The sequence below is a fragment of the Arthrobacter sp. BPSS-3 genome (assembly GCF_044628475.1).
In the GTDB taxonomy this organism is placed as follows: Bacteria; Actinomycetota; Actinomycetes; order Actinomycetales; family Micrococcaceae; genus Arthrobacter.
In genome coordinates, this window is sequence record NZ_JBIMMV010000002.1 from 395865 (window position 1) to 417574 (window position 21710).

Consider the following 21710-nt stretch of genomic DNA (forward strand, 5'->3'; position numbering starts at 1 on the left):
GGGTTTAAAAGCGGAACGGCCGGGCCTGGATGGCCCGGCCGTTCCGCTATCGACTGCTACTCGGGGTTTTGGCCGTATTCGGCCGAGATCAGGATGGGAAGGTGGTCGGACGCGCCGCGGGGCAGCGTCTCCACCTTCTCGATCACCAGCCCCTGCGAGGTGGCGAAGTCGAAGTGGCCCTTGAAGACCTTGTAGCGGGTGTAGGTGCGCCGGTCGCTGAGCGAGAGCTCGTAGCCGGCGTCCTTCATCTGCTCCGTCAGGTACTTCGTGAAGAACGGGTAGTTGAAGTCGCCCACCATGAGCGTCATCAGCCCGCCGCCCATGCTGAGCAACTCGCCGTGGGCGGCGTGGATCTGGTTGCGGCGCAGCGAGTTCGACGCCGTCAACGGGGCGGCGTGGAACGAGGCGATGACCAGGGCGTGGTTCGTCTGGTTGTCCACCATCCGCGTGCCGATCAGCCGCTCATGCGCCGGTGCCAGCACCCGGTCGTGCACGGACTTCTTCAGCGAGAAGGTCTTGGTATCGCCGGCGGTGAACCGGTCCGTGCTGTAGTAGATCGCCAGGCCCAGCCGGTTGCCACGCGTGGCGTCGGCCAGTTGCAGGTTTCCAATGCTTTCGGGAAGGTCTTCGGTGTCGCACTCCTGCAGGCACAAGGCGTCCACCTTGTAGTCGCGGGCCAGCGCCTCAAGTTCGCCGCTGGCCTTGTGTTTGCGGAGGTTGTAGCTGATAACTCGGATCAGGGGGAGCACCTCTTCGCAGCATAGTCGGGGTAAACCTGCACCCGAGTCTACCCAGTCCGGCACCGCGGCGAGGCGATAGGGTGGTGGAATTCTCCGATTACGTTGCTGCGAAAGGGTCACCGTTGACTGCTGAAATGCCCGAGCTGGCCGAGGGTGACTTCTACTATGAGGTCCTCGGCGGAGGCCGCTACCGCTCGACCATCCACGCCCAGGGCGCCTGGAATGTCCACGAGCAGCACATGGCTCCGGCCTCCGGCATCATGGCCGACGCGCTCTCCCGGCACGACCCGCGGCCGGACATGCGGATGGCCCGGATCAGCTACGAAATCCTGGGACTGATCCCGGGCGGCGAATTTGAGGTCACCACCACCACGCTGCGCCCGGGCCGGACCATCGAACTGCTCCAGGCGGAACTGACCGCCGGCGGCCGCGTCGCCATCCGGGCCACGGCCTGGCGGATCATCACCTCCGACACCACCGCAATCGCCGCCTTCGAGGACCCGCGGATCCCGGCACCGGAGGATTGCGAACCCTACGACGCCGCGCAGGTCTGGCCCGGCGGGTACATCGCGTCGCTGAGCATGCGCATCGCCGAGGGACACCGGGCCGGGTCCGGCACCGTCTGGCTGCACACCGACCACCCGCTCACCGACCGGAACGACAGCGGGGACCTCGCCCGGCTGATCGGCCTGGTGGACACCGCCAACGGCATCGCGGCCCGGGTCCCGCCGGGCAAGGGCAGCTACGTGTTCCCCAACCTGGACCTGCAGATCCACATGTACCGGCTGCCGGAGGGGCAGTGGCTGGGCCTGGACAACGAGGTGTCCTTCGGAACGGACGGCATCGGGCTGACCTCCACGGTGCTGCACGACCTGCAGGGTCCGTTCGGCCGGGCCGAGCAGATCCTGACGCTGCGCAAGAGCTAGTGGAAGACCAGCCAGCCCACCGTCGTGGCCAGGCCGGTGAGGACCACGCCCCAGGCGATGTCCACCACCACGATCACCAGCGGCCACTTCTTCAGGGTCGCGGCGTTCGTCAGGTCGTAGGTGGCGTAGGCAAAGCCGCCCAGCGCCGCGCCGTAGCCGAACGCGGCCGCCCAGCCGCCGCCGTCGAGCGCGGGGCGCAGGGCGAAGAAGACGATTCCGGCGATGTACAGCACGTAGAACACGACGGCGTAGCCTAGATGGGGCTTGTCGGCCATCAGGTGGCCCAGGTGGCGGCGGTAGAACCTGCTCGTCGACTTCAGCCAGACGGCGTCGATGACGGCAAACGCGGCGGCCACCACCAGGAATTGCAGAAAGACCATAAGGGAGCATAACCACATGCAGCAGGCCGGACCCCGGAGCCTCACCGTGTTCCGTCAGCCCTCCTCCCTCGGCGCTGCGGAAGACCTCGATTTCGCCCTCGAACTGCTGCGGCGGGTCAAGACCGGGGCGGCGGGGCCGCTGCTGCGGCTCTACCGGCCCGTCCCCACCCTGGCGTTCGGCCAGCGGGACGCCAACCTGCCCGGCTTCGAGGCCGCTGCCCGGGCCTGCCGGGACCTCGGCTTCGAACCCCTGGTGCGGAAGGCCGGGGGACGCGCCGCCGCGTACCACCCGGGCAGCCTGGTGATTGACCACCTGGAGCCCGACGCCGACGCGATCGCCGGCGCCAAGGCCCGGTTCGCCCTTTTCGGCGGCCTGCTGGCGGAGGCGCTCCGGAACGCCGGCGTGGACGCAGCCGTCGGCGAGATCCCGGGGGAGTACTGCCCGGGCGAATTCAGCGTCCACGGCACCGACCGCCGGGCCCCGTCGCACCGGATCAAGCTGGTGGGCACGGCCCAGCGCGTGGTCTCCGGCGGCTGGCTGTTCAGCTCGGCGGTGATCGTCTCGGACTCAGCGCCCATCCGGGCCGTGCTGGAGGCCAGCTACGCGGCGCTCGGACTCGACTGGGATCCGGCGACGGCGGGCGCCGCGGATGACCTGGTGCCGGGCCTCGACGTCAACGCCGTCGAGGCGGCGGTCCTGGGCGCCTACGGGCGGTACGCGGCGCTGGAGGACGGCGACTTCCGGACCCTGACCGCCCCGTAGCAATTACCTTGGCGGTCCCTGTAGCCCATCACTGGGCCCGGGCGGCCAGGATTTGTTCGCGCAGGATGTCCGCGTGCCCGCAATGCTGGGCCAGTTCGCGCAGCATGTGCAGGTACACCCACCGCATCGGCAGCGGCCCGCGCCGGTTGCCGCGGACCAGGTCGTCGGGCCCCAGGGCCGCGGTACGGGCCCGGGAGCCGGCGCAGGCCTCGCGGTAGGCGGCCCGCACCGAGGCGATGGTGTCCTCAGGGTCCAGCACAAACGACTCGTCCGGAGTGGCCGGGATGCCGATCTCGACGCGGCTGCGGCAGGTGATGGCCTCGTCGAACCAGACCTTCTCGACAAAGGCCGCGTGCTTCAACAGCCCCAGCAGCGTGGTGCGCGATGGCACCAGGGCCGCCCGTGCCTCCTCCTCGCTCAGTCCGTCGAGGCTGGCCTCCAGATCGGCCCGGTGATCGTCGAGGAACGCCTCGAACTGGGTCCGAAGATCCGCGGCGAAGAGGTCCGGTTCCATGCTGGGATTGGTGCTCATGAGCCCACAGCCTAATGGGCCCCGCCCGGAAATCCGGACGGGGCCCAAGAGGTGTGGCTGGTGGGTGGTGTTCCTCCCGTGGCGTCAGTGGCCCCGGTCGATCCACTCCTGCAGGTGCGGGGCCTCGGCGCCGATGGTGGTCTGGTCCCCGTGCCCGGTGCGAACCACCGTCTCCGCCGGCAGGGTCAGCAGCCGGGAGGAGATGGACTCGATGATGGTCGGGAAGTCGCTGAAGGACCGGCCGGTGGCCCCGGGTCCGCCCTGGAACAGGGTGTCGCCGGTGAAGACGGTGCCCTCGCTTTCGAGCCGGAAGCTGACCGATCCGGGCGAGTGGCCGGGCGTGTGGAGGGCCACCAGGCGGGCGCCAGCGACGTCGAACGAGTCACCGTCGGCAATCGCGTGGTCCGGTTCGGTGCCCGGGAACACCCGGTCCCAGAGCGTCCAGTCGTCCCGGTGCAGGTACACGGGGGCACCGGTCAGTTTCCGGAACTCGCCCACGGCGGCGATGTGGTCGTCATGGCCGTGCGTGAGCAGGATGGCGGTGACCTTCCGGTGGCCGACGGCGGCGGCGATCGCGGCGGCGTCGTGCGCCGGGTCGATCACGACGCACTCGGCGTCGTCGCCCACGATCCAGACGTTGTTCTCCACGTCCCAGGTGCCGCCGTCGAGCGAGAACGTTCCCGAGGTGACCAGTCGGTCGATCCGCAGGCCGTCCACGTCGTTGCTCACAGCTCCACCACGGAACGCAGGACGGCGCCGGAGTGCATCTTCTCGAAGGCTTCCTCGATCTGGTCGATGCCGATGCGCTCGGTGACGAAGGCGTCCAGGTCCAGCCGTCCCTGCCGGTACAGGTCGATCAGCATCGGGAAGTCCCGGGAGGGCAGGCAGTCGCCGTACCAGGAGGACTTCAGTGAACCGCCGCGGCCAAACACATCCAGCAGCGGCAGCTCCAGGGTCATCTCCGGGCTGGGGACGCCCACCAGCACCACGGTGCCGGCCAGGTCGCGGGCGTAGAAGGCCTGCTTGTACGTCTCGGGACGGCCCACGGCGTCGATCACGACGTCGGCGCCGAAACCGCCGGTCAGCTCACGGATGGCCTCCACCGGGTCCACGGCGGAGGAATCCACGGTGTGGGTGGCGCCCAGGTCCTTGGCGCGTTCGAGCTTGTTGGGGTCGATGTCGACGGCGATCACCGTGGTGGCGCCGGCGAGTGCCGCGCCGGCGATGGCCGCCACGCCCACCCCGCCGCAGCCGATCACGGCCACCGAGTCGCCGCGGCCGACGTTGCCGGTGTTGATCGCGGCGCCGAGGCCCGCCATGACACCGCAGCCCAGCAGGCCGACGGCGGCAGGGTCGGCCTCGGGGTCCACCTTGGTGCACTGGCCGGCGGCGACGAGCGTCTTCTCGGCGAAGGCGCCGATGCCCAGGGCGGCGGTGAGCTCGGTGCCGTCTTCCAGGGTCATCTTCTGGGCGGCGTTGTGGGTGTTGAAGCAGTACTGCGGTTCGCCGCGGCGGCAGGCCCGGCATTCGCCGCAGACGGCGCGCCAGTTCAGCACCACGCGGTCCCCGGGGGCCACCGAGGTGACGTCGGGGCCGACGGCGCTGACCACGCCGGTGGCCTCGTGGCCCAGCAGGAACGGGAAGTCGTCGTTGATGGCGCCCTGCTTGTAGTGCAGGTCGGTGTGGCAGACGCCGCAGGTGAGGACGTCCACCAGTGCCTCGCCGGGGCCGGGATCGGGCACCAGGATGGTTTCCAGGGTGACGGGGGCGTTCTTGGACCGGACGATTGCGCCCTTGACCTTGTGGACCATGGGAGAGCTCCTTTCGATGCCGCCGCCCGGCCTGGGGGTGCCGGATACGGCGCGACGCGGGCCCCGGGTAATCCGGAGTCCGCGTCGTGTCTGGTGTGGGTGTTCTCTGGTGCTGGCGGGTTAGGCCGCGAGGCGGCTCTTGACCTCTGCCGCGGAGGGGTTGGTGGCGGCGGTGCCGTCCGGGAACAGCACGGTGGGGACGGTACGGTTGCCGCCGTTGAGCTGCTCGACCAGTTCGGCCGTGCCTTCGACTTCCTCGATGTTGATCTCGGTGTACCCGATGCCCTGCGCGTCCAGCTGCTTCTTCAGCCGGTTGCAGTAGCCGCACCACGTGGTCGAGAACATGGTGATGGTGCCGGATTCGGGGGTGAAGTCCACGAAATTCTCCTCAGGTGGGTTGCCGGTGCGTGCCGGGACGGTCAATCGGACGTCTCTGGAATAACCGTATCCTGCGGGACGGTATTCCCGCAGGGAGGTGCCGGCAGGGGCAAGCCCCGATGCGGCACCCTGTGCAGGCCGGGCCGGCCGGTGGCATGCTGGGGGCATGTGTGGACGCTATGTGATGGCCCGGGCCGTCGGGGACCTGCTGGCAGAGTTCGACGCCGGGCTCGAGGAGGAGATCGCCGTGCCGCCGTCGTGGAACGTCGCGCCGACGGCGGACGTGCCGATCATCCTGGAGCGGCTGGTCGAGGGGGCTGAGCACCCGGCGCGGCAGCTCCACATCGCCCGCTGGGGACTGGTCCCGTCCTGGGCCAAGGACCCCGGCATCGGGTCGAAGATGATCAACGCCCGCAGCGAGAGTGTGCTGGAGAAGCCGGCGTTCCGGAAGGCCACGCGGTCCCGGCGCTGCGCCGTCCCGGCCGACGGCTACTACGAGTGGAAGGGCCAGGGCAAGGGGAAGCAGCCCTACTACGTGCATCCGAAGGACGGCTCACCGGTGGCGTTCGCGGGACTGTACGAGTGGTGGAAGGACCCGTCCAAGGAAGAGGGGGACCCCGGCCGGTGGCTGCTCTCGACGACGATCCTGACCACCGATTCGCCGCCCGAGGGTTACGCCGACGGGATGCTGGCGGAACTGACGGCCCTGCATGACCGGGTGCCGCTGCCGATGGACCGCGCCACCATGGAGGCCTGGCTTGACCCCCGAGCCGAGGACGCCGCGGAACTGGTCGGCATCGTCCGCGCCAACGCCCACGACGTCGCCGAGGGCTGGCAGATCGACGCTGTCGGCACCGCCGTCGGGAACGTCCGCAACGATTCCCCGGAACTGATCGAACCGGTCGGCAGCCTGTTCCAGGCCTGATGCGGGGTTAGACCGTGACCCGGCCGGCCGCGTCCACGGTCCAGGTCGGGTTGAACGCGACCTCCCAGCGGAAGCCGTCCGGGTCCGCGAAGTAGCCGGTGTAGCCGCCCCACGGCTGTGTTTTGGGCGGCGCGACGATGGTGGCCCCGGCGGCCGCAGCCTCGCCCAGGACCCTGTCCACCGCATCGGCGCTGTGGACGTTGTGGCTCAGGGTGATGGGAGGGATTCCGGCGGGGGAGTCCGTCCCGGCTTCGGCCCGCATCTGGCCCGCGTCCCAGAGCGAGAGGATGAGCCCGTGGTTGATCTGCAGGAAGAGCACTTCCCCGGGGACTTCGCGGTGGACGGGCCAACCCAGGCCCGTCACATAGAACCGGCGGGAGGCTTCCACGCTGCGGACGCCAAGGGAGATGAAGTCGACTCGTGGTTGCATCGTTCGATACTGTCATGCAGATGTCGACAAATCACGCAGAGGACAAAGCAGCCCAGGCCGATAAGGACCAGCTCGCAGCCGTGCGGGTGGCCGTGGACGAGGTTGACGAGCAGATCGTCGCGCTGATCGGACGCCGGGAGCGGTTGATCCGGATCGCCGGGACGCTCAAGGCCGACAGCGCCGAGGTCCGCGCCCCGGGACGGGTGGAGCGCGTCCTGGAACACGTGAAGGCAACGGCCGAACGCAACGACATCGACACCGACATCGTCGGAGCGACCTACAAGGCCATGATCGATGCCTTCATTCGCCTGGAGCTTGAGGTCTACAAGGCCGGCAGCTAGCTAGAGGGATTCCTCCACGGGGACGTTGGCCTGGTACTCCCGCCCGTCGCAGTCGCTGTAGGCCGTCATCAGGTGCCCCTTGGGCAGGCCCAGTACCGTGCTCAGCGGGAAGTTGCCCGTGATGGTGTTCCCGGAATGCTGGACGCCCTTGATATCGAAGTTCTCCTCCGTGCCGTCATGGCTGAAGCAGAAGAAGGACACGGCCTCGCCATTGAGGAATTCGATTTCCAGCCGCCGTTGATGCGAATGGTCCGGCGTCGCCGCGACCAGCCCCACCACATAGGCGCCCGAGGCCGGGATATTGCCGTCTATATCGAAGGTCGCCACCAACGTTGAATCCTTGGCGGCGATGCTGACGTGCTTCAGGAGTGCGTTGTGCGAGCTCATAGGCCAATCCTGCCCCCGGACGTTGGCCCCGTCCACCCCTGATCTAGGTTTTGTCCCGGCCCCGTCGTAGACTTGTTCTATTCGAAGATATGTTCGAATAATTCAAGAGGGAACCCGTCTGGCCTCCCGCCTGTGGCACCTGCACCTTCCGGCGCAACTGCCCGGCGGCCGTCCAGCCCGTTCGTCTAAAACACTGCGCCCGGGAGGCATCATGGGGATGTTCAGCGAATCCGTGGAGGTGGCCTGCACCCCGGAGGGCCGGCCCGAGTCCCTGGTCTGGGCGGGACGGAGCTACGAGCTGTGCGCCGAGCCGGTGCGGTGGTTCGAACGGCGTGAGTGGTGGGCTGAAGTGCAGCGCGCACCGCTGGGCAGCGGCCCAGGCCTGGTGGACTCGGAGATCTGGCGGCTCGAGGTCCGGGACGCCTCGGCCCCGGACCAAAGCCTCACCCTCGACCTCAGCCGCCACCTGCGCAGCGGGCGCTGGCGGCTGTTGCGGCTCCACGACGCCCTGGCGGGGCAGCGGAGGCCAGCGTCGGCATGAGCTTCACCCACCTGCACGTCTCCACCGCCTTCAGCGCCCACTATGGCGTGTCCTGGCCGGAGGAACTGGCCGCGGCGGCCGCAGCCGACGGGGCGACGGCGCTCGCCTGCACCGACCGTGACGGCCTCTACGGCACCATCAAACACCTCAAGGCCTGCATGGCCGAGGGGCTGGATCCCATCGTGGGGGTGGACCTGGCGGTCTTTGACGACGACGGCGACCTCCGCACCCAGGTGGGCGGCCGCGTCGTCGTCCTGGCCCACGGGGGAAACGCCGGGGCTGGATACCGCGCCCTGTGCCGGCTGATCTCCGATGCCCACGCCCGCACCACGGGCAAGGCCGGCGGTACGGTCCCCGCTGCGGTCACACGGGCCGAACTGGCATCCCGGGCGCTGGACCCGCAGACACTCGAACCGGTGCTGACGGTACTGATCGGACCGGACTCGGACGTCGGCCGCTCCATGGGCGGGCGGCGCTACCTGCGGCCGCGCACCCTGTTCAAGCAATGGCTCGACGCCATGCCGGCGGGAACCGTCACCGCCGAGGTGGTCTCCCAGCTGAGCGCCCCGGGGGAGCACCTCAGCACGGCGCACGCCGTGCGGATGCTCAAGCTGGCCGCCGAACACGGCGTTCCCGCCGTGCTCAGCAACGCCGTGCGCTATGTCGCCGAGGACGGGGCGGCCACGGCGGACGTGCTGGACTCCGCCCGTACCCTGAAGTCGCTACCCGAACTGGCCGGCGAGCCGCTGCTGCAACCCAACGGACAGGCCTGGCTCAAAAGCTCCGCGCAGATGCTGGAGCTGGGCAAGGAAATCATTCACGCCGCGGGATTCGGCGCGGCCGACCTCAAGAGCCTGCTGGCGCATACCGAGGCGCTCGCGGACCGCTGCCGGATAGACCCGGCCGCGGACATGGGCTGGAAGCAGCCGGTGGTCCCGGAAGCGGCCGTGATCGGGATCGAGGGGGACCCGCTGGCCGAACTGGCGGCCCGCTGCGAGGCCGGCATCACCCGCCGCTTTCCCGGCATCAGCGGCAGCAGTGCCGTGAAGCTGCGGGCCAGGCTGGAGCATGAGCTGCGGATCATCGACAGCCTCGGGTTCGCCTCCTACTTCCTGACCGTGGCCGAGGTGTCCCGGATGATCACGGACATGGGGGTGCGCGCCGCGGCCCGGGGCTCCGGGGCCTCCAGCCTGGTCAACTACCTGATCGGCGTCAGCCAGGTGAACCCGCTGCAGCACGACCTGATCTTCGAACGCTTCCTCTCACGGGACCGGGCCACCCTGCCGGACATCGACATCGACGTCGAGAGCGCCGAACGGCACAACGTCTACCGGAAGATCTTCGACCGGTTCGGTGCCGAACGGGTGACCCTGATGAGCATGCAGAACGGGTACCGCGCCCGGGGTGCCGTGCGCGACGCCGGACTGGCCCTCGGCATGGAGGGCGGCGACATCGACGAGATCGCAAAACAGCTGTGGCGGTTCTCCGCACGGAACTTCCGCGAGGCGCTGGTGGAGAAGCCGGAGCTGAAGGAGTTCGCCGGGCGGGTGGAGCAGCGGGACTTCACCGGCAACCAACAGCTGGACCTGCTGGTGGACCTGACCGAACGGCTGGACCGGCTGCCCCGGCACATCTCCATGCACCCGTGCGGGGTCATCCTGGGCGATGCCACGCTGCTGGACCGCACCCCGGTCCAGCCCAGCGGCCTGGGCCTGCCGATGAGCCAGTTCGACAAGCACGACATGGACCCCATGGGCATGCTCAAACTCGACGTCCTGGGCGTCCGGATGCAGTCCGCCATGGCCTTCGCCGTCCGGGAGGTTATCCGGCTGCACCCCTCGAAGGCGGACGTGGTGGCCGCCGGAAACCATCAGCCCGGGCCGGACGGCAGCGGGCCGGACTACATTGCCGATGACGGCACCATCGACCTGAACGCCGTCCCGCTGGACGACGAGCCCACCTTCGACCTGATCCGCAGCACCCACACCCTGGGCTGCTTCCAGATCGAATCCCCGGGCCAGCGCGAACTGATCGGAAAGCTGGCCCCCCGGGAGTTCAACGACCTCATCATCGACATCTCCCTCTTTCGGCCCGGGCCGATGAAGTCGGACATGGTACGGCCCTTCCTGGAACACCGGCACGGCTTCGCCCCGGAGGTTTTCCCGCACCCGGACCTCAAACCGGTGCTGCAGGAAACCCACGGCGTCACCGTCTTCCACGAACAGATCCTGAAGACCTTCGACGTGATGACCGGCTGCGGCCTGGCCCGCGCCGATGAGTTCCGGCGCGCCCTCGGCAACGAGGTGCTGGAGAACCAGGTGGAGGAATTCTTCCGCCGGGAGGCCAAACGGCGGGATTATTCCCCGGCGGTCGTTGACAAAGTCTGGGGAACCCTGAAGGCCTTCGGCAGCTTCGGGTTCTGCAAGGCCCACGGCGCCGCCTTCGCCGTGCCCACCTATCAGTCGGCGTGGCTGAAAACCCACCACCCGGAGGCATTCCTGGCCGGGATCTGGGAACACGACCCCGGCATGTACCCCAAGCGGCTCCTAGTGGCCGAGGCCCGCCGCATGGGCATCCCCATCCTGCCCCTGGACATCAACCGCAGCAAGGCCGAATACCGGGTGGAACCGGTCGTGGACGGCCCGGACCGGGGGAAGCTGGGCATCCGACTGAGCCTGAAGGGGATCTTCGGTCTCTCCGGCGCCGAACTCAAACGCATCGTCGCCGGCCAGCCCTACGACTCCTTCGCGGACCTGCGCGCCCGGACCCGGATCAGCAAACCCAGCATCCAGCGCCTCGCACAGCTGGGCGCCTTCGACTCCCTGCACCGGGCCGTCGGCGGCAACACCAACCGGGCGGACCTGGTCCACCACCTGCAGCAGCTGCAGACCAGGACGCAGCGCAAGGGCGCCGAGGTGATCGAGGGCCAGCTGGCCCTGCCGCTGGGCGACGTGGAACTGACCAACCTCAAGGGCGGCCGGCCCGCCCCCACGCTGGTGGACACCGTCCGGGCTGAGCTGGACCTGATGGCCGTGGACGTCAGCGCCCACCTGGTGGACAGCCACCGGCCGCTGCTGGACCGGCTGGGCGTCACCACGGCAGACCAGCTCCTGAAGCTGCGCAACGGCACCGAGGTGCTGGTGGCCGGGGTGCGGGTGGCCACCCAGACCCCGCCGATGCGCGGCGGCCGGCGGGTGGTCTTCATTAGCATCGACGACGGGACCGGTTGCGTGGACTCAGTGTTCTTCCACGAGGCCCAGGAGCAGGCCGGGCCGCTGCTCTTCAGCACCCGGCTGCTGCTGATCCGCGGCACCACCCGCCGCACCGGGCCCCGCGGCATCAGCATCAGCGCCTCCATGGCCTGGGACCTCAGCCGCACCGACACCCTGCCCTTCCCGGCCGCCGGCACCGGCATGGGTACCGGCGCGGGCAGGGGCGGAGGCGCCAGTACCGGCGGCGACGCGCCCGAGGGCCCGCCGCTGGACATGGCGCCGGGCGCGCTGGACGGCATCCGGCGGACCCTCGCGATCACGGGGTTCAGCGGTTGAGTGCGGGTCCGGAAGCGGCGATGGGCGGGGTGGCAGGCGTTGGTTGGGCGTCCGGAAATACCGATAGCATGGACGAGGCTGGCTGTGGTCCCCGTACGCCACAAGCTACGAAGCCTTAAAACCGTGAATAGGAGACACCCGTGTCAGATGCCCAGCAGATCACCCTTCTCGTCGATGGCGAAGAGACCCAGGTGACTACCGGGACCACCGGCGCGGAACTCTTCTTCGAGCGCCGCGACGTCGTCGTGGCCCGTGTCAACGGCGAACTGAAGGACCTGGACCAGCCCCTGCCGGCCGGCGCCGACGTCGAAGGCGTCACCATCGAATCCCCGGACGGCCTGAACGTGCTGCGCCACTCCACCGCCCACGTCATGGCCCAGGCCGTGCAGCAGCTGCGCCCCGACGCCAAGCTGGGCATCGGACCGTACATCACCGACGGCTTCTACTTCGATTTCGACGTCGAGGAACCCTTCACCCCGGAGGACCTGCGCCAGCTCGAGAAGATGATGCTGAAGATCGTCAACCAGAACCAGAAGTTCGTCCGCCGCGTGGTGACCGAGGACGAGGCACGCGAGGCGATGAAGGACGAGCCGTACAAGCTCGAACTGATCGGCCTTAAGGGCGCCGGCAGCGACGAGGACGGCTCCAGCGTCGAGGTCGGCGGCGGCGAACTGAGCATTTACGACAACGTCGAGCGCAAGGAAGGCACCACTGTCTGGTGCGACCTGTGCCGCGGCCCGCACCTGCCCAACACCAAGCTGATCTCCAACGCCTTCGCCCTGACCCGCTCCTCCGCGGCCTACTGGCGCGGCAGCGAGAAGAACAAGCAGCTCCAGCGCATCTACGGCACCGCCTGGCCCACCAAGGAAGCCCTCAAGGCCTACCAGGAGCGCATCGCCGAGGCCGAACGCCGCGACCACCGGAAGCTCGGCGCCGAACTGGACCTGTTCTCCTTCCCGGACGAGCTGGGCTCCGGCCTGCCTGTGTTCCACCCCAAGGGCGGCATCATCCGCAAGGCCATGGAGGACTACTCCCGGCAGCGGCACGTCGACGCCGGCTACGAGTTCGTCTACACCCCGCACATCACCAAGGGCCACCTCTACGAGGTCTCCGGGCACCTGGACTGGTACCGGGACGGAATGTTCCCCCCGATGCACATCGACGCGGAACTGAACGAGGACGGCACCGTCCGCAAGCCCGGCCAGGACTACTACCTGAAGCCGATGAACTGCCCCATGCACAACCTGATCTTCCGCTCGCGCGGCCGCTCCTACCGTGAACTGCCGCTGCGGCTCTTCGAATTCGGCTCGGTCTACCGCTACGAGAAGTCCGGCGTGGTGCACGGCCTGACCCGAGTCCGGGGCATGACCCAGGACGACGCCCACATCTACTGCACCCGTGAGCAGATGAAGGACGAACTGACCAAGACCCTGAACTTCGTGCTGGGCCTGCTCAAGGACTACGGCCTGCAGGACTTCTACCTGGAGCTCTCCACCAAGGACCCGGAGAAGTTCGTCGGCGCCGACGAGGTCTGGGAGGAAGCCACCCGCACCCTCGAGGAAGTGGCGACCGAATCCGGCCTCGAACTGGTCCCGGATCCGGGCGGAGCGGCGTTCTACGGCCCGAAGATCTCCGTCCAGGCCCGTGACGCCATCGGCCGGACCTGGCAGATGTCCACCATCCAGCTGGACTTCAACCTGCCGGAGCGCTTCGAACTGGAATTCCAGGCCTCCGACGGCACCCGCCAGCGCCCGGTCATGATCCACCGCGCACTGTTCGGCTCGATCGAACGGTTCATGGGCGTCCTCACCGAGCACTACGCCGGCGCGTTCCCGGCCTGGCTCGCCCCCGTCCAGGTGGTCGGCATCCCGGTGGCGGAGGCGTTCAACGACTACATGTTCGACGTCGTCGACCAGCTCAAGGCCGCGGGCATCCGCGCCGAGGTGGACATCTCCTCGGACCGGTTCCCGAAGAAGATCCGCACCGCCAGCAAGGACAAGATCCCGTTCGTGCTGATCGCCGGCGGCGACGACGCCGAGGCCGGGGCCGTGTCCTTCCGGTTCCGGGACGGCAGCCAGGACAACGGCGTGCCGGTGGCCGAGGCCGTCCGTCGGATCGTGGACGCCGTCCGCGAGCGGACCAGCTAGCGGGGGAGCAGCAAGTGCAGGAATCCACAGGCGCCGGCCAGGGCTACCCGGGCGACGACGGCGTGACCGATGACTTTGGCCTGGCCGGCGTGCCGGACTCGTTCCAGCGCCTGTGGACTCCGCACCGCATGGCGTACATCAAGGGCGGCCAGCACCAGTTCAAGAACCAGGACGACTGCCCGTTCTGCGTGGCACCGGAACGCCAGGACGAGGAATCGCTGATCGTCTACCGCGGCCGGACCTGCTACGTGGTGCTGAACCTGTACCCATACAACCCCGGGCACCTGCTGGTGTGCCCGTACCGGCACATCCCGGACTACACGGATCTGACGGTCGAGGAGACCGCCGAGTTTGCCGACCTGACGCAGACCGCCATGCGCGTGCTGCGGAAAGTCTCCAACCCCACCGGCTTCAACCTGGGCATGAACCAGGGCGTCACCGGCGGCGCCGGCGTCGCGGGCCACCTTCACCAGCATGTGGTGCCGCGCTGGGGCGGGGACGGGAACTTCTTTCCGATCATCGCCCAGACCAAGGCGATGACCCAGACCCTCGGCGAGGTCCGCCGGCAGGTTTCGGAAGCGTGGCCCGCGTCCGCGGCCACGGAACCGGCGGCGGGAACACCGGATGCTGAATAAGCACGCCCGCGGGTTCTTCACCGCGCTGTTCACCCCGCTGGCCCGCTGGCTGCTCCGGATGGGCGTCTCCCCGGACGCCGTGACGATCGTCGGCACCGCCGGCGTCGTCGTCGGCGCCCTCGTCTTCTACCCGCTGGGCCAGCTCTGGTGGGGAACCATCTTCATCACCGCATTCATCTTCTCCGACGTCATCGACGGGATCATGGCACGGCTGCAGGAACGCGGCGGCCGCTGGGGCAACTTCCTGGACTCCACGCTGGACCGGGTGGCCGACGGCGCCCTGTTCGCCGGCGTCGCCGTCTGGTTCTTCACCGGCGGGGCCAACCCGGCCATCGCCGTTGCCGCCCTGCTCTGCCTGGTCCTCGGCATGGTGGTCTCCTACGCCCGGGCCAAGGCCGAGGCGCTGGGATTCCACGCCAACGTCGGCATCGCAGAGCGTGCCGAACGGCTCGTCTCCGTGCTGGTGGTCACCGGCCTCACCGGCATCGGCCTGCCGCCGGTGGTCCTGCTCGTCACCCTCTGCCTGCTCGCGCTGGCCAGTTTCGTGACGATCATCCAGCGGGTCGGCGCCGTCCGCCGGCAGTCGCTGGAGGAAGCCCGCGGCACCACCAGCGACCACGCCGCCTGAGCCGGGCTGCACCCACCGGCCACAGCCCGGCGTACCCTGTCCCCGACGCTGTCCCCGCCCGGTTCCGGGGCGTAACCCGAGTTCAACCGGCCCGCAGCGGGGGACTAGTATTACCCTTACCGGCCAATGGTTTCCGGTAATCCGGGGTGAACGCACACGGTACCCGTGTGCCGTCCGCGCCGGGCGAGGTCATCTATCTACCCATAGGGGTTTTTGTGTCTACACCTGATGTAAGCAGCGAAGCCGGCGCGTCCGCCCAGAACGTCACGGGCAGCAGCCGCGTCAAGCGCGGCATGGCGGAGATGCTCAAGGGCGGCGTCATCATGGACGTCGTCAACGTCGAGCAGGCCCGCATTGCCGAAGACGCCGGTGCCGTGGCCGTGATGGCGCTGGAACGCGTTCCCGCTGACATCCGCGCCCAGGGCGGCGTGTCCCGCATGTCCGACCCGGACATGATCGACCAGATCATCGACGCGGTCTCCATCCCCGTCATGGCGAAGGCCCGCATCGGCCACTTCGTCGAGGCCCAGGTCCTGCAGTCCCTCGGCGTCGACTACATCGACGAGTCCGAGGTCCTCACCCCGGCCGACTATGTCAACCACATCGACAAGTGGAACTTCAAGGTTCCCTTCGTCTGTGGCGCCACCAACCTCGGTGAGGCCCTGCGCCGCATCAACGAGGGCGCGGCCATGATCCGCTCCAAGGGCGAAGCCGGCACCGGCGACGTCTCCAACGCCACCGGGCACATGCGCAAGATCCGCTCCGAGATCGCCAAGCTCGCCGCCCTGCCCGAGGACGAGCTGTACGTCGCGGCCAAGGAACTGCAGGCCCCGTACGAACTGGTCAAGGAAGTTGCCGCTGCCGGCAAGCTCCCCGTGGTCCTCTTCACCGCCGGCGGCATTGCCACCCCGGCCGACGCCGCCATGATGATGCAGCTCGGCGCCGACGGCGTCTTCGTCGGCTCCGGAATCTTCAAGTCCGGCAACCCGGCCCAGCGCGCCGCCGCCGTCGTGAAGGCCACCACCTTCTTCGACGACCCGGACGTCATCGCCAAGGCCTCCCGCGGCCTGGGCGAGGCCATGGTTGGCATCAACGTCGACGAGATCCCGCAGCCGCACCGCCTCGCCGAGCGCGGCTGGTAACAACAGCTCCGCCGGCGCCGGACGGCGCTGATCCTCTGAGTGCTATTCCCCGCGCTTCGTTGGCAGCTTAGCTGCTGGTCGGGGCGCGGGGCCCCTTTTACGCACTCTGCCGGTCACACCGCCCGTCGCCTTGCGCTTTTGATTGAACGAGTCCGGCCCGCCACCTCTCCAAGGTGGCGGGCCGGCGTCGTATGGGTTCTAAGGGAACTAATCCAGGCCGCGGCGCTTGAGCAGCGGTTCCAGCCGGGCTTCCCGGCCGCGGAAGGCCCGGAAGGACTCCAGCGGGTCGCGGCTGTTGCCGCGGGAGAGCAGTTCGGTGCGGAAGAAGTCGCCGTTGGCCCGGGACAGGCCGCCGTTCTCCTTGAACCACTCGACGGTCTCGGCGTCGAGCACCTCGCTCCAGATGTAGGAGTAGTAGCCCGCGGCGTACCAGCCGCCGGCGAAGATGTGCTGGAAGTACCCGGTCCGGTAGCGGGGCGGGATCAGGCTGTGCGCGACGCCGGCGGCGGCCAAGGCCTTCGCCTCGAATTCCAGGACGTCATCGGGGACCTCGGACTCCTCCAGGACGTGCCAGGCGAGGTCCAGCAGCGCGGCGCCAAGGTACTCGGTGGTGCCGAAGCCCTCGCCCCAGAGGGCGGCTTCATTAAGCTTGTCCACGGTTTCCTGCGGCAGCGGCTCGCCCGAGACGTGGTGCCGGGCGTAGTTGGCCAGCACCTCCGGCCACATGATCCACATCTCGTTGACCTGGGACGGGTACTCGACGAAGTCGCGCGGCACCGAGGTTCCGGAGAACCGCGGGTAGGTCACGGCGGAGAAGAGCCCGTGCAGGGCGTGGCCGAACTCGTGGAAGGTGGTCCGCAGTTCGTCCAGGGTCAGGAGCGTGGGTTCCCCGGCCGGCGGCTTGGAGATGTTCAGGTTGTTGATCACCACGGGACGGGTCCCCAGCAGGTCCGACTGCTCCACCAGGGAGTTCATCCAGGCGCCGCCGCGCTTCGATTCGCGGGTGTAGTAGTCGCCGAGGAAGAGGCCCAGGCCCGTGCCGTCGGCGTCCTTGACCTCCCAGACCCGGACATCGGGGTGGTAGCCGGCCAGGTCGGTCCGCTCGTGGAACGTGATGCCGTAGAGGGCGTTGGCCGCGAAGAAGACCCCGTCCTTCAGGACCCGGTCCAGCTCAAAGTAGGGGCGCAGGGCCTGCTCGTCCACGGAGTAGCGTTCGCGCTTGACCCGGGCGGAGTAGTACGCCCAGTCCCACGCCTCCAGCGGATGGCCGGCGACCTCGGCGAGGGCCTCGGCCTCGGCGTCGGCGTTCCGCACGGCAGCCGGGGCCAACCGGCCCAGCATCGCCTGCACCGCGGCGAAGTCGGGGGCGGTCTGCTGGTCCACGCTGAGCTCGGCGAAGTTGGCGAAGCCCAGCAGGGTGGCTTTCTCTGCGCGCAGCCGGACCATGTCCTTGACCAGGTCCCGCACGTCCAGGGTCCCGCCGTTGCTGCCGCGGCCGATCGAGGCCTCGTAGAGCCGGCGGCGGACCTCGCGGTTCTCCAGCGCGGCCATGGCCGGCTGGTTGCTGGGCTGGATCAGGGTCAGCAGGTACTTGCCTTCGGCCCCGGCGGTGCGGGCGGCCTCGGCGGCGCTGGCGACGTCGTCGGCCGGCAGCCCGGCCAGGTCCGTGGCGTCGTCCAGCAGCAGCGACGCGGACTTCATGCCTTCCTTGACCCGCTGGCCGAATTCGGTGCCCAGGGTGGAGAGCTCGGCGTTGATGGCCCGGAGCCGGTCCTGGCCGGCGGCGTCGAGCTGGATCCCGGACTGGCGGAACGCCTTCAGATACTCCTCGACCAGACGGGCGGATTCGGCGTCGAGCCCGTCCGTGGGAATTGCGGCGAACCTTTCGTAGAGGCCGCGGTTGAGGTAGATGGCGTCCTCGTGGGCGGAGAAGGCGGGGGAGAGGCGGGTCTCCAGCTCCCGGATCTCGTCCGTGGCGTCCGCGGACACCAGCGTGAAGAAGGACGCCGCCGCACGCTGCAACAGAGCGCCGGAGCGCTCCATCGCGACGGCGGTGTTCTCAAAGCTGGCGGGCTCCGGTGTGTCGACGATCGCCTGAATCTCCGCGAGGTGTTCGGCCAGGCCGGCCTCGACGGCGTCGGCGTAGTGGCCGGCATCGATTTCCGCGAAAGGTGGCAGTCCGTACGGCAGGGTACTGGGGCTCAGGAGGGGGTTAGTCATGAAACGACACTTTCATGTTTCGTGGCGGTTCTCAATGGTCTGCGGCGCGTGTTGGGACGGTCCGGCCCGTACGATGTGGCCATGGGGACTCCACATCTTTCGCGCCCGGCCCGCGTTGCGGCCGGCCTGCTCTCGATTGCCATCGCTGCTACGCTGAGCTCCTGCGGGGTGCTGGCCCGCCCGGACGGGGACGCCGCAGGGACCGCGAATGCCGGCGCCACGGCGACGGGGCAGGCATCGGGGCAGTCGCAGGGCACGCCGTCGTCGTCGCCCAGCCCGACGCCGACTCCCACCCCGACACCCGGGAAGGGCCCCGACTGCGCCGCCGTCCGCTGCACATCCGTGCTGGTCACCGGCGACATGCTGGTCCACGCCCAGCTCTGGGACCAGGCCCGCGCCGACGCCCTGGCCGCCGGGGCCAAGGGCCTGGACTTCGGCCCGCTGCTGGAGGGCCAGCGCCGCTACATCGCGAAGGCGGACCTGGCCATCTGCCACCAGGAAACCCCGGTGGCCGGCCCCACCGGCCCCTTCTCCGCCTACCCGTCCTTCAACGTCCCGCCGCAGATCATCACCGCCGCCCAGCAGGTCGGCTACCAGGCCTGCACCACGGCCAGCAACCACACCATCGACCGGGGCACCGCCGGCCTGGTCCGCACCCTGGACGCCCTCGACGCGGCCGGCCTCCAGCACACCGGGTCCTACCGCACCGAGGCGGACTCGCAGGGCGTGCTCATCCTGCAGACCGCCGCCGCCAAGATCGCCGTCATCGAGGGGGCCTACGGCCTCAACGGACAGACTCCCGACTTCGCCTGGCAGGTGGACATGCTCGATCCGGCCGCCATGATCGCCAAGGCGAAGAAGGCCCGCGCCCAGGGTGCCGACATCGTGCTGGGCGTGATGCACGCCGGCGAGGAGTACGCCAGCGTCCCGAACGCAGAACAGCGCGAGGCCGCGCATGCGCTGGTGGATAGCGGCCAGTTCACCATGATCTACGGCCACCACACCCATTCGGTGCTGCCCATCGAACAGTACAAGGGCAGCTGGATCGTCTACGGGCTCGGCAACGGCATCACGGAACTCTCGCCAACGTACGTCGTGAACAATGAGGGCCTGCTGGTGCGGGCGCAGTTCAGCCAGGACGCGGCCGGTAAGTGGACGGCTTCGGATCTGGGCTGGGCGCCGTCGGTGATCGTCCGAGGCCCGTACCGCTGGTGCTCGGTGGCCGCCGACACACCGCAGGGCCCCTGCGCCGGTCCCGCCGCGGACGCTGCCACCCGTCAGCGCACCAAGACCGTGGTCGAATCGATGGGAGCGGCGACGGCCGGCGCCCACGAACTGCTGATCACCAAGGAGAAGTAGCCATGACCGACGAAGGGGCCGGATTCGCTCCGGCAGAGCGGGGAACGCCGCAGGGAGGACGGCGGGAGGTCCGGCAGGGCGCCGCGCGACTGGCTGTCTTTGAGTACGGCCGGGAGCCGGGGCCGGGCGTGCCGAGCCTGTTGCTGATCCACGGCTATCCCGATGACCACCAGGTGTTCCTGCCCGTGATCGCCGAGCTTGCCGGGACGCACCACATGATCGCCTACGACACCCGCAACGCGGGGGAGTCCCGCGTCGCGGCGGACGGCGGGACGGCCGACTACTCGCTGGCCGCGCTGGTGGACGACGCCTTCGCGGTCCTCTCCGCCGTCGGCGTCGGGAACGTCCACCTGGTGGGCCACGACTGGGGCTCCATCCAGGGCTGGGCAGTGGTCAGGGATCCGCGCGCCACCGGGGCGATTAGCCGCTACACCAGCATCTCCGGGCCCGACATGGGCCACTTCTCCCGCTGGATCAACGCCCGGATCCGGCGTCCGCGTGAGTGGGGAAAGCTCGGCGGGCAGCTGCTCCGCAGCTGGTATTTGCTGGCGTTCCAGCTGCCCGTCCTGCCCGAGGCGGCATGGCGGCTGGTGCTCACCCGCCGCTTCGAGCAGGCCGCGAACCGGCCACTGGGGGACAACCCAGTCCGCGGGCTGGCCCTCTACCGGAGCAACCTCTTTGGCCGCGGCGCCCGCACGGGCCGGCCGCAGGGGGCATCCCGGCGGGTGCACATCCCCGTGCAGGTGGTGGTGCCCCTGCGCGACGCCTACCTCTCGCCCCACCTGGCCGAGGACCTCGACGGCTGGGTCGATGACCTCACGGTCGTCCGGGTAGACGGCGGCCACTGGTGGCCCGCCAGCCGCCCGGTCGAATTCGCACGGCTACTCCGCGGCGAAGGAGCGTGACCTCCATCCCGCCGACGGTGCACCTGCTCTGCGGCCTCAACGGCGCCGGTAAGACAACCCTGGCCCGAGAGCTTGAAGCATCCCTGCCGGCCGTGCGGTTCAGCCTGGACGAATGGATGCTGCGCCTCTATCCAGGCCTGCATTACGCCTCGGAGGACTATGGCAGCCGGGCCGAGACGTGCAAGGGCCTGATCTGGGAGACGGCACTGCAGGTGTTGCGTGCGGGGACCGATGTGGTTCTTGACTGGAACCAGTGGAGCCGGGCCAGGCGGGCACTCTGGAGGGGCAAAGCAGTGTCGGCCGGTTTCGGCGTCGAGCTGCACCACGTCGCAACGCCGCTGGACACCGCCATCGAGCAAACCCGGCGTCGGACGCTGGCAGCAGAACCGGGCTCGCATGCCTTGACGGACGACGGCGTCCGGCACCTCGCCGGGATTTTCGAGGAGCCCTCGGAAACCGAGGGGATGCGGATTCACCGGGTCCCGGGAAGGTAAGGCCCCGCCTAGCCCTCCGACAGCTCCAGGGTCATGAACACGCTGTTCGGGTCGGCGGTGTAGTCGGCGAACGGCGGGCAGACCGCGAAGCCGTGCCGCAGGTAGAGTCTGCGTGCCGCCGCGAAGTAGTCCTGGGAACCGGTTTCCAGGCTGACCCGGTTGAAGCCACGCTCCCGCGCCTCGGCGAGGAGCCGCCCCAGCAGGCCGCCGGCGACGCCGCGCCCGCGGGCGTCCCGGGCGGTCCGCATCGACTTGATCTCCGCACCGCCCGCGCCGAGGTCCTTGAGGGCGCCGCAGCCAAGGAGGATGCCGTCTTCGCGGGCGGTCCAGAAGCTGATCGCGGGTCCGGCGAGGGCGCTGACGTCGAGCGCGTGGACGCTCTCGGCCGGCGAGGTCGCGAACATGTCCGCCAGGTGTTCCTCGAGCAGGATCCGCACGTCCGCGCGGTCCGGCGCGTCAGGGGCGTAGCTGATCATGG

At 69.1% G+C, this 21710-nt stretch carries 23 protein-coding genes; 13 read left to right on the forward strand and 10 right to left on the reverse strand.

Annotated elements, in window-relative coordinates; all coding sequences use genetic code 11:
• Positions 1–56 precede the first annotated feature (56 nt).
• Positions 57–737 carry an endonuclease/exonuclease/phosphatase family protein gene (locus ACFVY3_RS04880; RefSeq protein ID WP_290257888.1) on the reverse strand — a complete coding sequence of 227 codons (681 nt, stop codon included), beginning with the start codon at positions 735–737 and terminating at the stop codon, positions 57–59.
• A gap of 125 nt (positions 738–862) precedes the next feature.
• Here ACFVY3_RS04880 and ACFVY3_RS04885 point away from each other — a divergent pair, with 125 nt between their 5' ends.
• The gene (locus ACFVY3_RS04885; RefSeq protein ID WP_290257695.1) at positions 863–1666 is read left to right on the forward strand and encodes a thioesterase family protein; all 804 of its coding nucleotides are present in this window, start codon (positions 863–865) and stop codon (positions 1664–1666) included.
• Here the strand turns inward: ACFVY3_RS04885 and ACFVY3_RS04890 are convergent.
• Positions 1663–2046, reverse strand: coding sequence for a DUF2177 family protein (locus ACFVY3_RS04890; protein WP_290257696.1), 384 nt, complete (start codon positions 2044–2046; stop codon positions 1663–1665). The genes ACFVY3_RS04885 and ACFVY3_RS04890 overlap by 4 nt on opposite strands.
• Positions 2047–2062: 16 nt before the next feature.
• Between ACFVY3_RS04890 and ACFVY3_RS04895 the strand changes: the two genes are divergently transcribed.
• Positions 2063–2809, forward strand: a complete 747-nt coding sequence (locus ACFVY3_RS04895; protein WP_400158939.1) for a biotin/lipoate A/B protein ligase family protein — start codon at positions 2063–2065, stop codon at positions 2807–2809.
• A gap of 28 nt (positions 2810–2837) precedes the next feature.
• On the opposite strand, the gene ACFVY3_RS04900 is transcribed toward ACFVY3_RS04895, so the two are convergent.
• From ACFVY3_RS04900 to ACFVY3_RS04915, 4 genes are all read right to left on the reverse strand, one after another.
• Positions 2838–3341 carry a DinB family protein gene (locus ACFVY3_RS04900; RefSeq protein WP_400158940.1) on the reverse strand — a complete coding sequence of 168 codons (504 nt, stop codon included), beginning with the start codon at positions 3339–3341 and terminating at the stop codon, positions 2838–2840.
• An 84-nt stretch (positions 3342–3425) separates the two neighbouring features.
• Positions 3426–4070, reverse strand: coding sequence for an MBL fold metallo-hydrolase (locus ACFVY3_RS04905; RefSeq protein ID WP_400158941.1), 645 nt, complete (start codon positions 4068–4070; stop codon positions 3426–3428).
• A complete protein-coding gene (locus tag ACFVY3_RS04910) occupies positions 4067–5152 on the reverse strand; it encodes an S-(hydroxymethyl)mycothiol dehydrogenase (RefSeq protein WP_400158942.1) in 1086 nt (361 codons plus the stop codon). The genes ACFVY3_RS04905 and ACFVY3_RS04910 overlap by 4 nt, the downstream gene beginning before the upstream one ends.
• Positions 5153–5272: 120 nt before the next feature.
• Positions 5273–5530, reverse strand: a complete 258-nt coding sequence (locus ACFVY3_RS04915) for a mycoredoxin (RefSeq protein WP_290257701.1) — start codon at positions 5528–5530, stop codon at positions 5273–5275.
• A gap of 166 nt (positions 5531–5696) precedes the next feature.
• Here ACFVY3_RS04915 and ACFVY3_RS04920 point away from each other — a divergent pair, with 166 nt between their 5' ends.
• Positions 5697–6455 carry an SOS response-associated peptidase gene (locus tag ACFVY3_RS04920; protein ID WP_377970326.1) on the forward strand — a complete coding sequence of 253 codons (759 nt, stop codon included), beginning with the start codon at positions 5697–5699 and terminating at the stop codon, positions 6453–6455.
• Positions 6456–6462: 7 nt separating this feature from the next.
• On the opposite strand, the gene ACFVY3_RS04925 is transcribed toward ACFVY3_RS04920, so the two are convergent.
• Positions 6463–6885 carry a VOC family protein gene (locus tag ACFVY3_RS04925; RefSeq protein WP_400158943.1) on the reverse strand — a complete coding sequence of 141 codons (423 nt, stop codon included), beginning with the start codon at positions 6883–6885 and terminating at the stop codon, positions 6463–6465.
• 14 nt (positions 6886–6899) lie between these two features.
• Here ACFVY3_RS04925 and ACFVY3_RS04930 point away from each other — a divergent pair, with 14 nt between their 5' ends.
• A complete protein-coding gene (locus ACFVY3_RS04930; RefSeq protein WP_377970329.1) occupies positions 6900–7226 on the forward strand; it encodes a chorismate mutase in 327 nt (108 codons plus the stop codon).
• Here the strand turns inward: ACFVY3_RS04930 and ACFVY3_RS04935 are convergent, their stop codons facing one another.
• Complete coding sequence (locus tag ACFVY3_RS04935) at positions 7227–7613, reverse strand: hypothetical protein (RefSeq protein ID WP_377970331.1); 387 nt, start codon at positions 7611–7613, stop codon at positions 7227–7229.
• A gap of 211 nt (positions 7614–7824) precedes the next feature.
• Here ACFVY3_RS04935 and ACFVY3_RS04940 point away from each other — a divergent pair, with 211 nt between their 5' ends.
• From ACFVY3_RS04940 to pdxS, 6 genes are all read left to right on the forward strand, one after another.
• The gene (locus ACFVY3_RS04940; RefSeq protein ID WP_364135418.1) at positions 7825–8154 is read left to right on the forward strand and encodes a DUF6504 family protein; all 330 of its coding nucleotides are present in this window, start codon (positions 7825–7827) and stop codon (positions 8152–8154) included.
• Complete coding sequence (locus ACFVY3_RS04945; protein WP_400158944.1) at positions 8151–11702, forward strand: DNA polymerase III subunit alpha; 3552 nt, start codon at positions 8151–8153, stop codon at positions 11700–11702. Before ACFVY3_RS04940 ends, ACFVY3_RS04945 begins: the two co-directional genes overlap by 4 nt.
• Positions 11703–11842: 140 nt before the next feature.
• Positions 11843–13849, forward strand: coding sequence for a threonine--tRNA ligase (gene thrS / locus ACFVY3_RS04950; protein WP_400158945.1), 2007 nt, complete (start codon positions 11843–11845; stop codon positions 13847–13849).
• Positions 13850–13863: 14 nt separating this feature from the next.
• Positions 13864–14484: an HIT family protein gene (locus ACFVY3_RS04955; RefSeq protein ID WP_400158946.1), complete on the forward strand. Its 621-nt coding sequence runs from the start codon at positions 13864–13866 to the stop codon at positions 14482–14484.
• On the forward strand, positions 14474–15112 hold the full coding sequence (gene pgsA / locus ACFVY3_RS04960; RefSeq protein ID WP_400158947.1) for a phosphatidylinositol phosphate synthase: 639 nt from the start codon (positions 14474–14476) through the stop codon (positions 15110–15112). The genes ACFVY3_RS04955 and pgsA overlap by 11 nt, the downstream gene beginning before the upstream one ends.
• Positions 15113–15327: 215 nt before the next feature.
• Positions 15328–16254, forward strand: coding sequence for a pyridoxal 5'-phosphate synthase lyase subunit PdxS (pdxS, locus tag ACFVY3_RS04965; protein ID WP_290257711.1), 927 nt, complete (start codon positions 15328–15330; stop codon positions 16252–16254).
• A 207-nt stretch (positions 16255–16461) separates the two neighbouring features.
• On the opposite strand, the gene ACFVY3_RS04970 is transcribed toward pdxS, so the two are convergent.
• On the reverse strand, positions 16462–18474 hold the full coding sequence (locus tag ACFVY3_RS04970; protein ID WP_400158948.1) for a M3 family metallopeptidase: 2013 nt from the start codon (positions 18472–18474) through the stop codon (positions 16462–16464).
• Positions 18475–18555: 81 nt separating this feature from the next.
• On the opposite strand from ACFVY3_RS04970, the gene ACFVY3_RS04975 reads away from it, so the two are divergent.
• The 3 genes from ACFVY3_RS04975 to ACFVY3_RS04985 are packed head-to-tail and all read left to right on the forward strand — an operon-like array spanning position 18556 to position 21232.
• Positions 18556–19833, forward strand: coding sequence for a CapA family protein (locus ACFVY3_RS04975; RefSeq protein WP_400158949.1), 1278 nt, complete (start codon positions 18556–18558; stop codon positions 19831–19833).
• A 2-nt stretch (positions 19834–19835) separates the two neighbouring features.
• Positions 19836–20738, forward strand: coding sequence for an alpha/beta fold hydrolase (locus ACFVY3_RS04980; protein WP_400158950.1), 903 nt, complete (start codon positions 19836–19838; stop codon positions 20736–20738).
• Positions 20735–21232 (forward strand): AAA family ATPase, encoded by a 498-nt coding sequence (locus ACFVY3_RS04985; RefSeq protein WP_400158951.1) that lies wholly within the window; start codon positions 20735–20737, stop codon positions 21230–21232. The genes ACFVY3_RS04980 and ACFVY3_RS04985 overlap by 4 nt, the downstream gene beginning before the upstream one ends.
• A gap of 8 nt (positions 21233–21240) precedes the next feature.
• On the opposite strand, the gene ACFVY3_RS04990 is transcribed toward ACFVY3_RS04985, so the two are convergent.
• Positions 21241–21708: a GNAT family N-acetyltransferase gene (locus tag ACFVY3_RS04990; protein ID WP_400158952.1), complete on the reverse strand. Its 468-nt coding sequence runs from the start codon at positions 21706–21708 to the stop codon at positions 21241–21243.
• Positions 21709–21710 lie beyond the last annotated feature (2 nt).

What these genes read in the sequence shown, in the direction of transcription:
- ACFVY3_RS04890 (WP_290257696.1), bottom strand. Translation starts at nt 2,046, where the DNA reads ATGGTCTTTCTGCAATTCCTGGTGGTGGCCGCCGCGTTTGCCGTCATC.
- ACFVY3_RS04895 (WP_400158939.1), top strand. Translation starts at nt 2,063, where the DNA reads ATGCAGCAGGCCGGACCCCGGAGCCTCACCGTGTTCCGTCAGCCCTCC.
- ACFVY3_RS04900 (WP_400158940.1), bottom strand. Translation starts at nt 3,341, where the DNA reads ATGAGCACCAATCCCAGCATGGAACCGGACCTCTTCGCCGCGGATCTT.
- ACFVY3_RS04910 (WP_400158942.1), bottom strand. Translation starts at nt 5,152, where the DNA reads ATGGTCCACAAGGTCAAGGGCGCAATCGTCCGGTCCAAGAACGCCCCC.
- ACFVY3_RS04920 (WP_377970326.1), top strand. Translation starts at nt 5,697, where the DNA reads ATGTGTGGACGCTATGTGATGGCCCGGGCCGTCGGGGACCTGCTGGCA.
- ACFVY3_RS04925 (WP_400158943.1), bottom strand. Translation starts at nt 6,885, where the DNA reads ATGCAACCACGAGTCGACTTCATCTCCCTTGGCGTCCGCAGCGTGGAA.
- ACFVY3_RS04930 (WP_377970329.1), top strand. Translation starts at nt 6,900, where the DNA reads ATGCAGATGTCGACAAATCACGCAGAGGACAAAGCAGCCCAGGCCGAT.
- ACFVY3_RS04935 (WP_377970331.1), bottom strand. Translation starts at nt 7,613, where the DNA reads ATGAGCTCGCACAACGCACTCCTGAAGCACGTCAGCATCGCCGCCAAG.
- ACFVY3_RS04940 (WP_364135418.1), top strand. Translation starts at nt 7,825, where the DNA reads ATGGGGATGTTCAGCGAATCCGTGGAGGTGGCCTGCACCCCGGAGGGC.
- ACFVY3_RS04945 (WP_400158944.1), top strand. Translation starts at nt 8,151, where the DNA reads ATGAGCTTCACCCACCTGCACGTCTCCACCGCCTTCAGCGCCCACTAT.
- pgsA (WP_400158947.1), top strand. Translation starts at nt 14,474, where the DNA reads ATGCTGAATAAGCACGCCCGCGGGTTCTTCACCGCGCTGTTCACCCCG.
- ACFVY3_RS04970 (WP_400158948.1), bottom strand. Translation starts at nt 18,474, where the DNA reads ATGACTAACCCCCTCCTGAGCCCCAGTACCCTGCCGTACGGACTGCCA.
- ACFVY3_RS04975 (WP_400158949.1), top strand. Translation starts at nt 18,556, where the DNA reads ATGGGGACTCCACATCTTTCGCGCCCGGCCCGCGTTGCGGCCGGCCTG.
- ACFVY3_RS04980 (WP_400158950.1), top strand. Translation starts at nt 19,836, where the DNA reads ATGACCGACGAAGGGGCCGGATTCGCTCCGGCAGAGCGGGGAACGCCG.
- ACFVY3_RS04990 (WP_400158952.1), bottom strand. Translation starts at nt 21,708, where the DNA reads ATGATCAGCTACGCCCCTGACGCGCCGGACCGCGCGGACGTGCGGATC.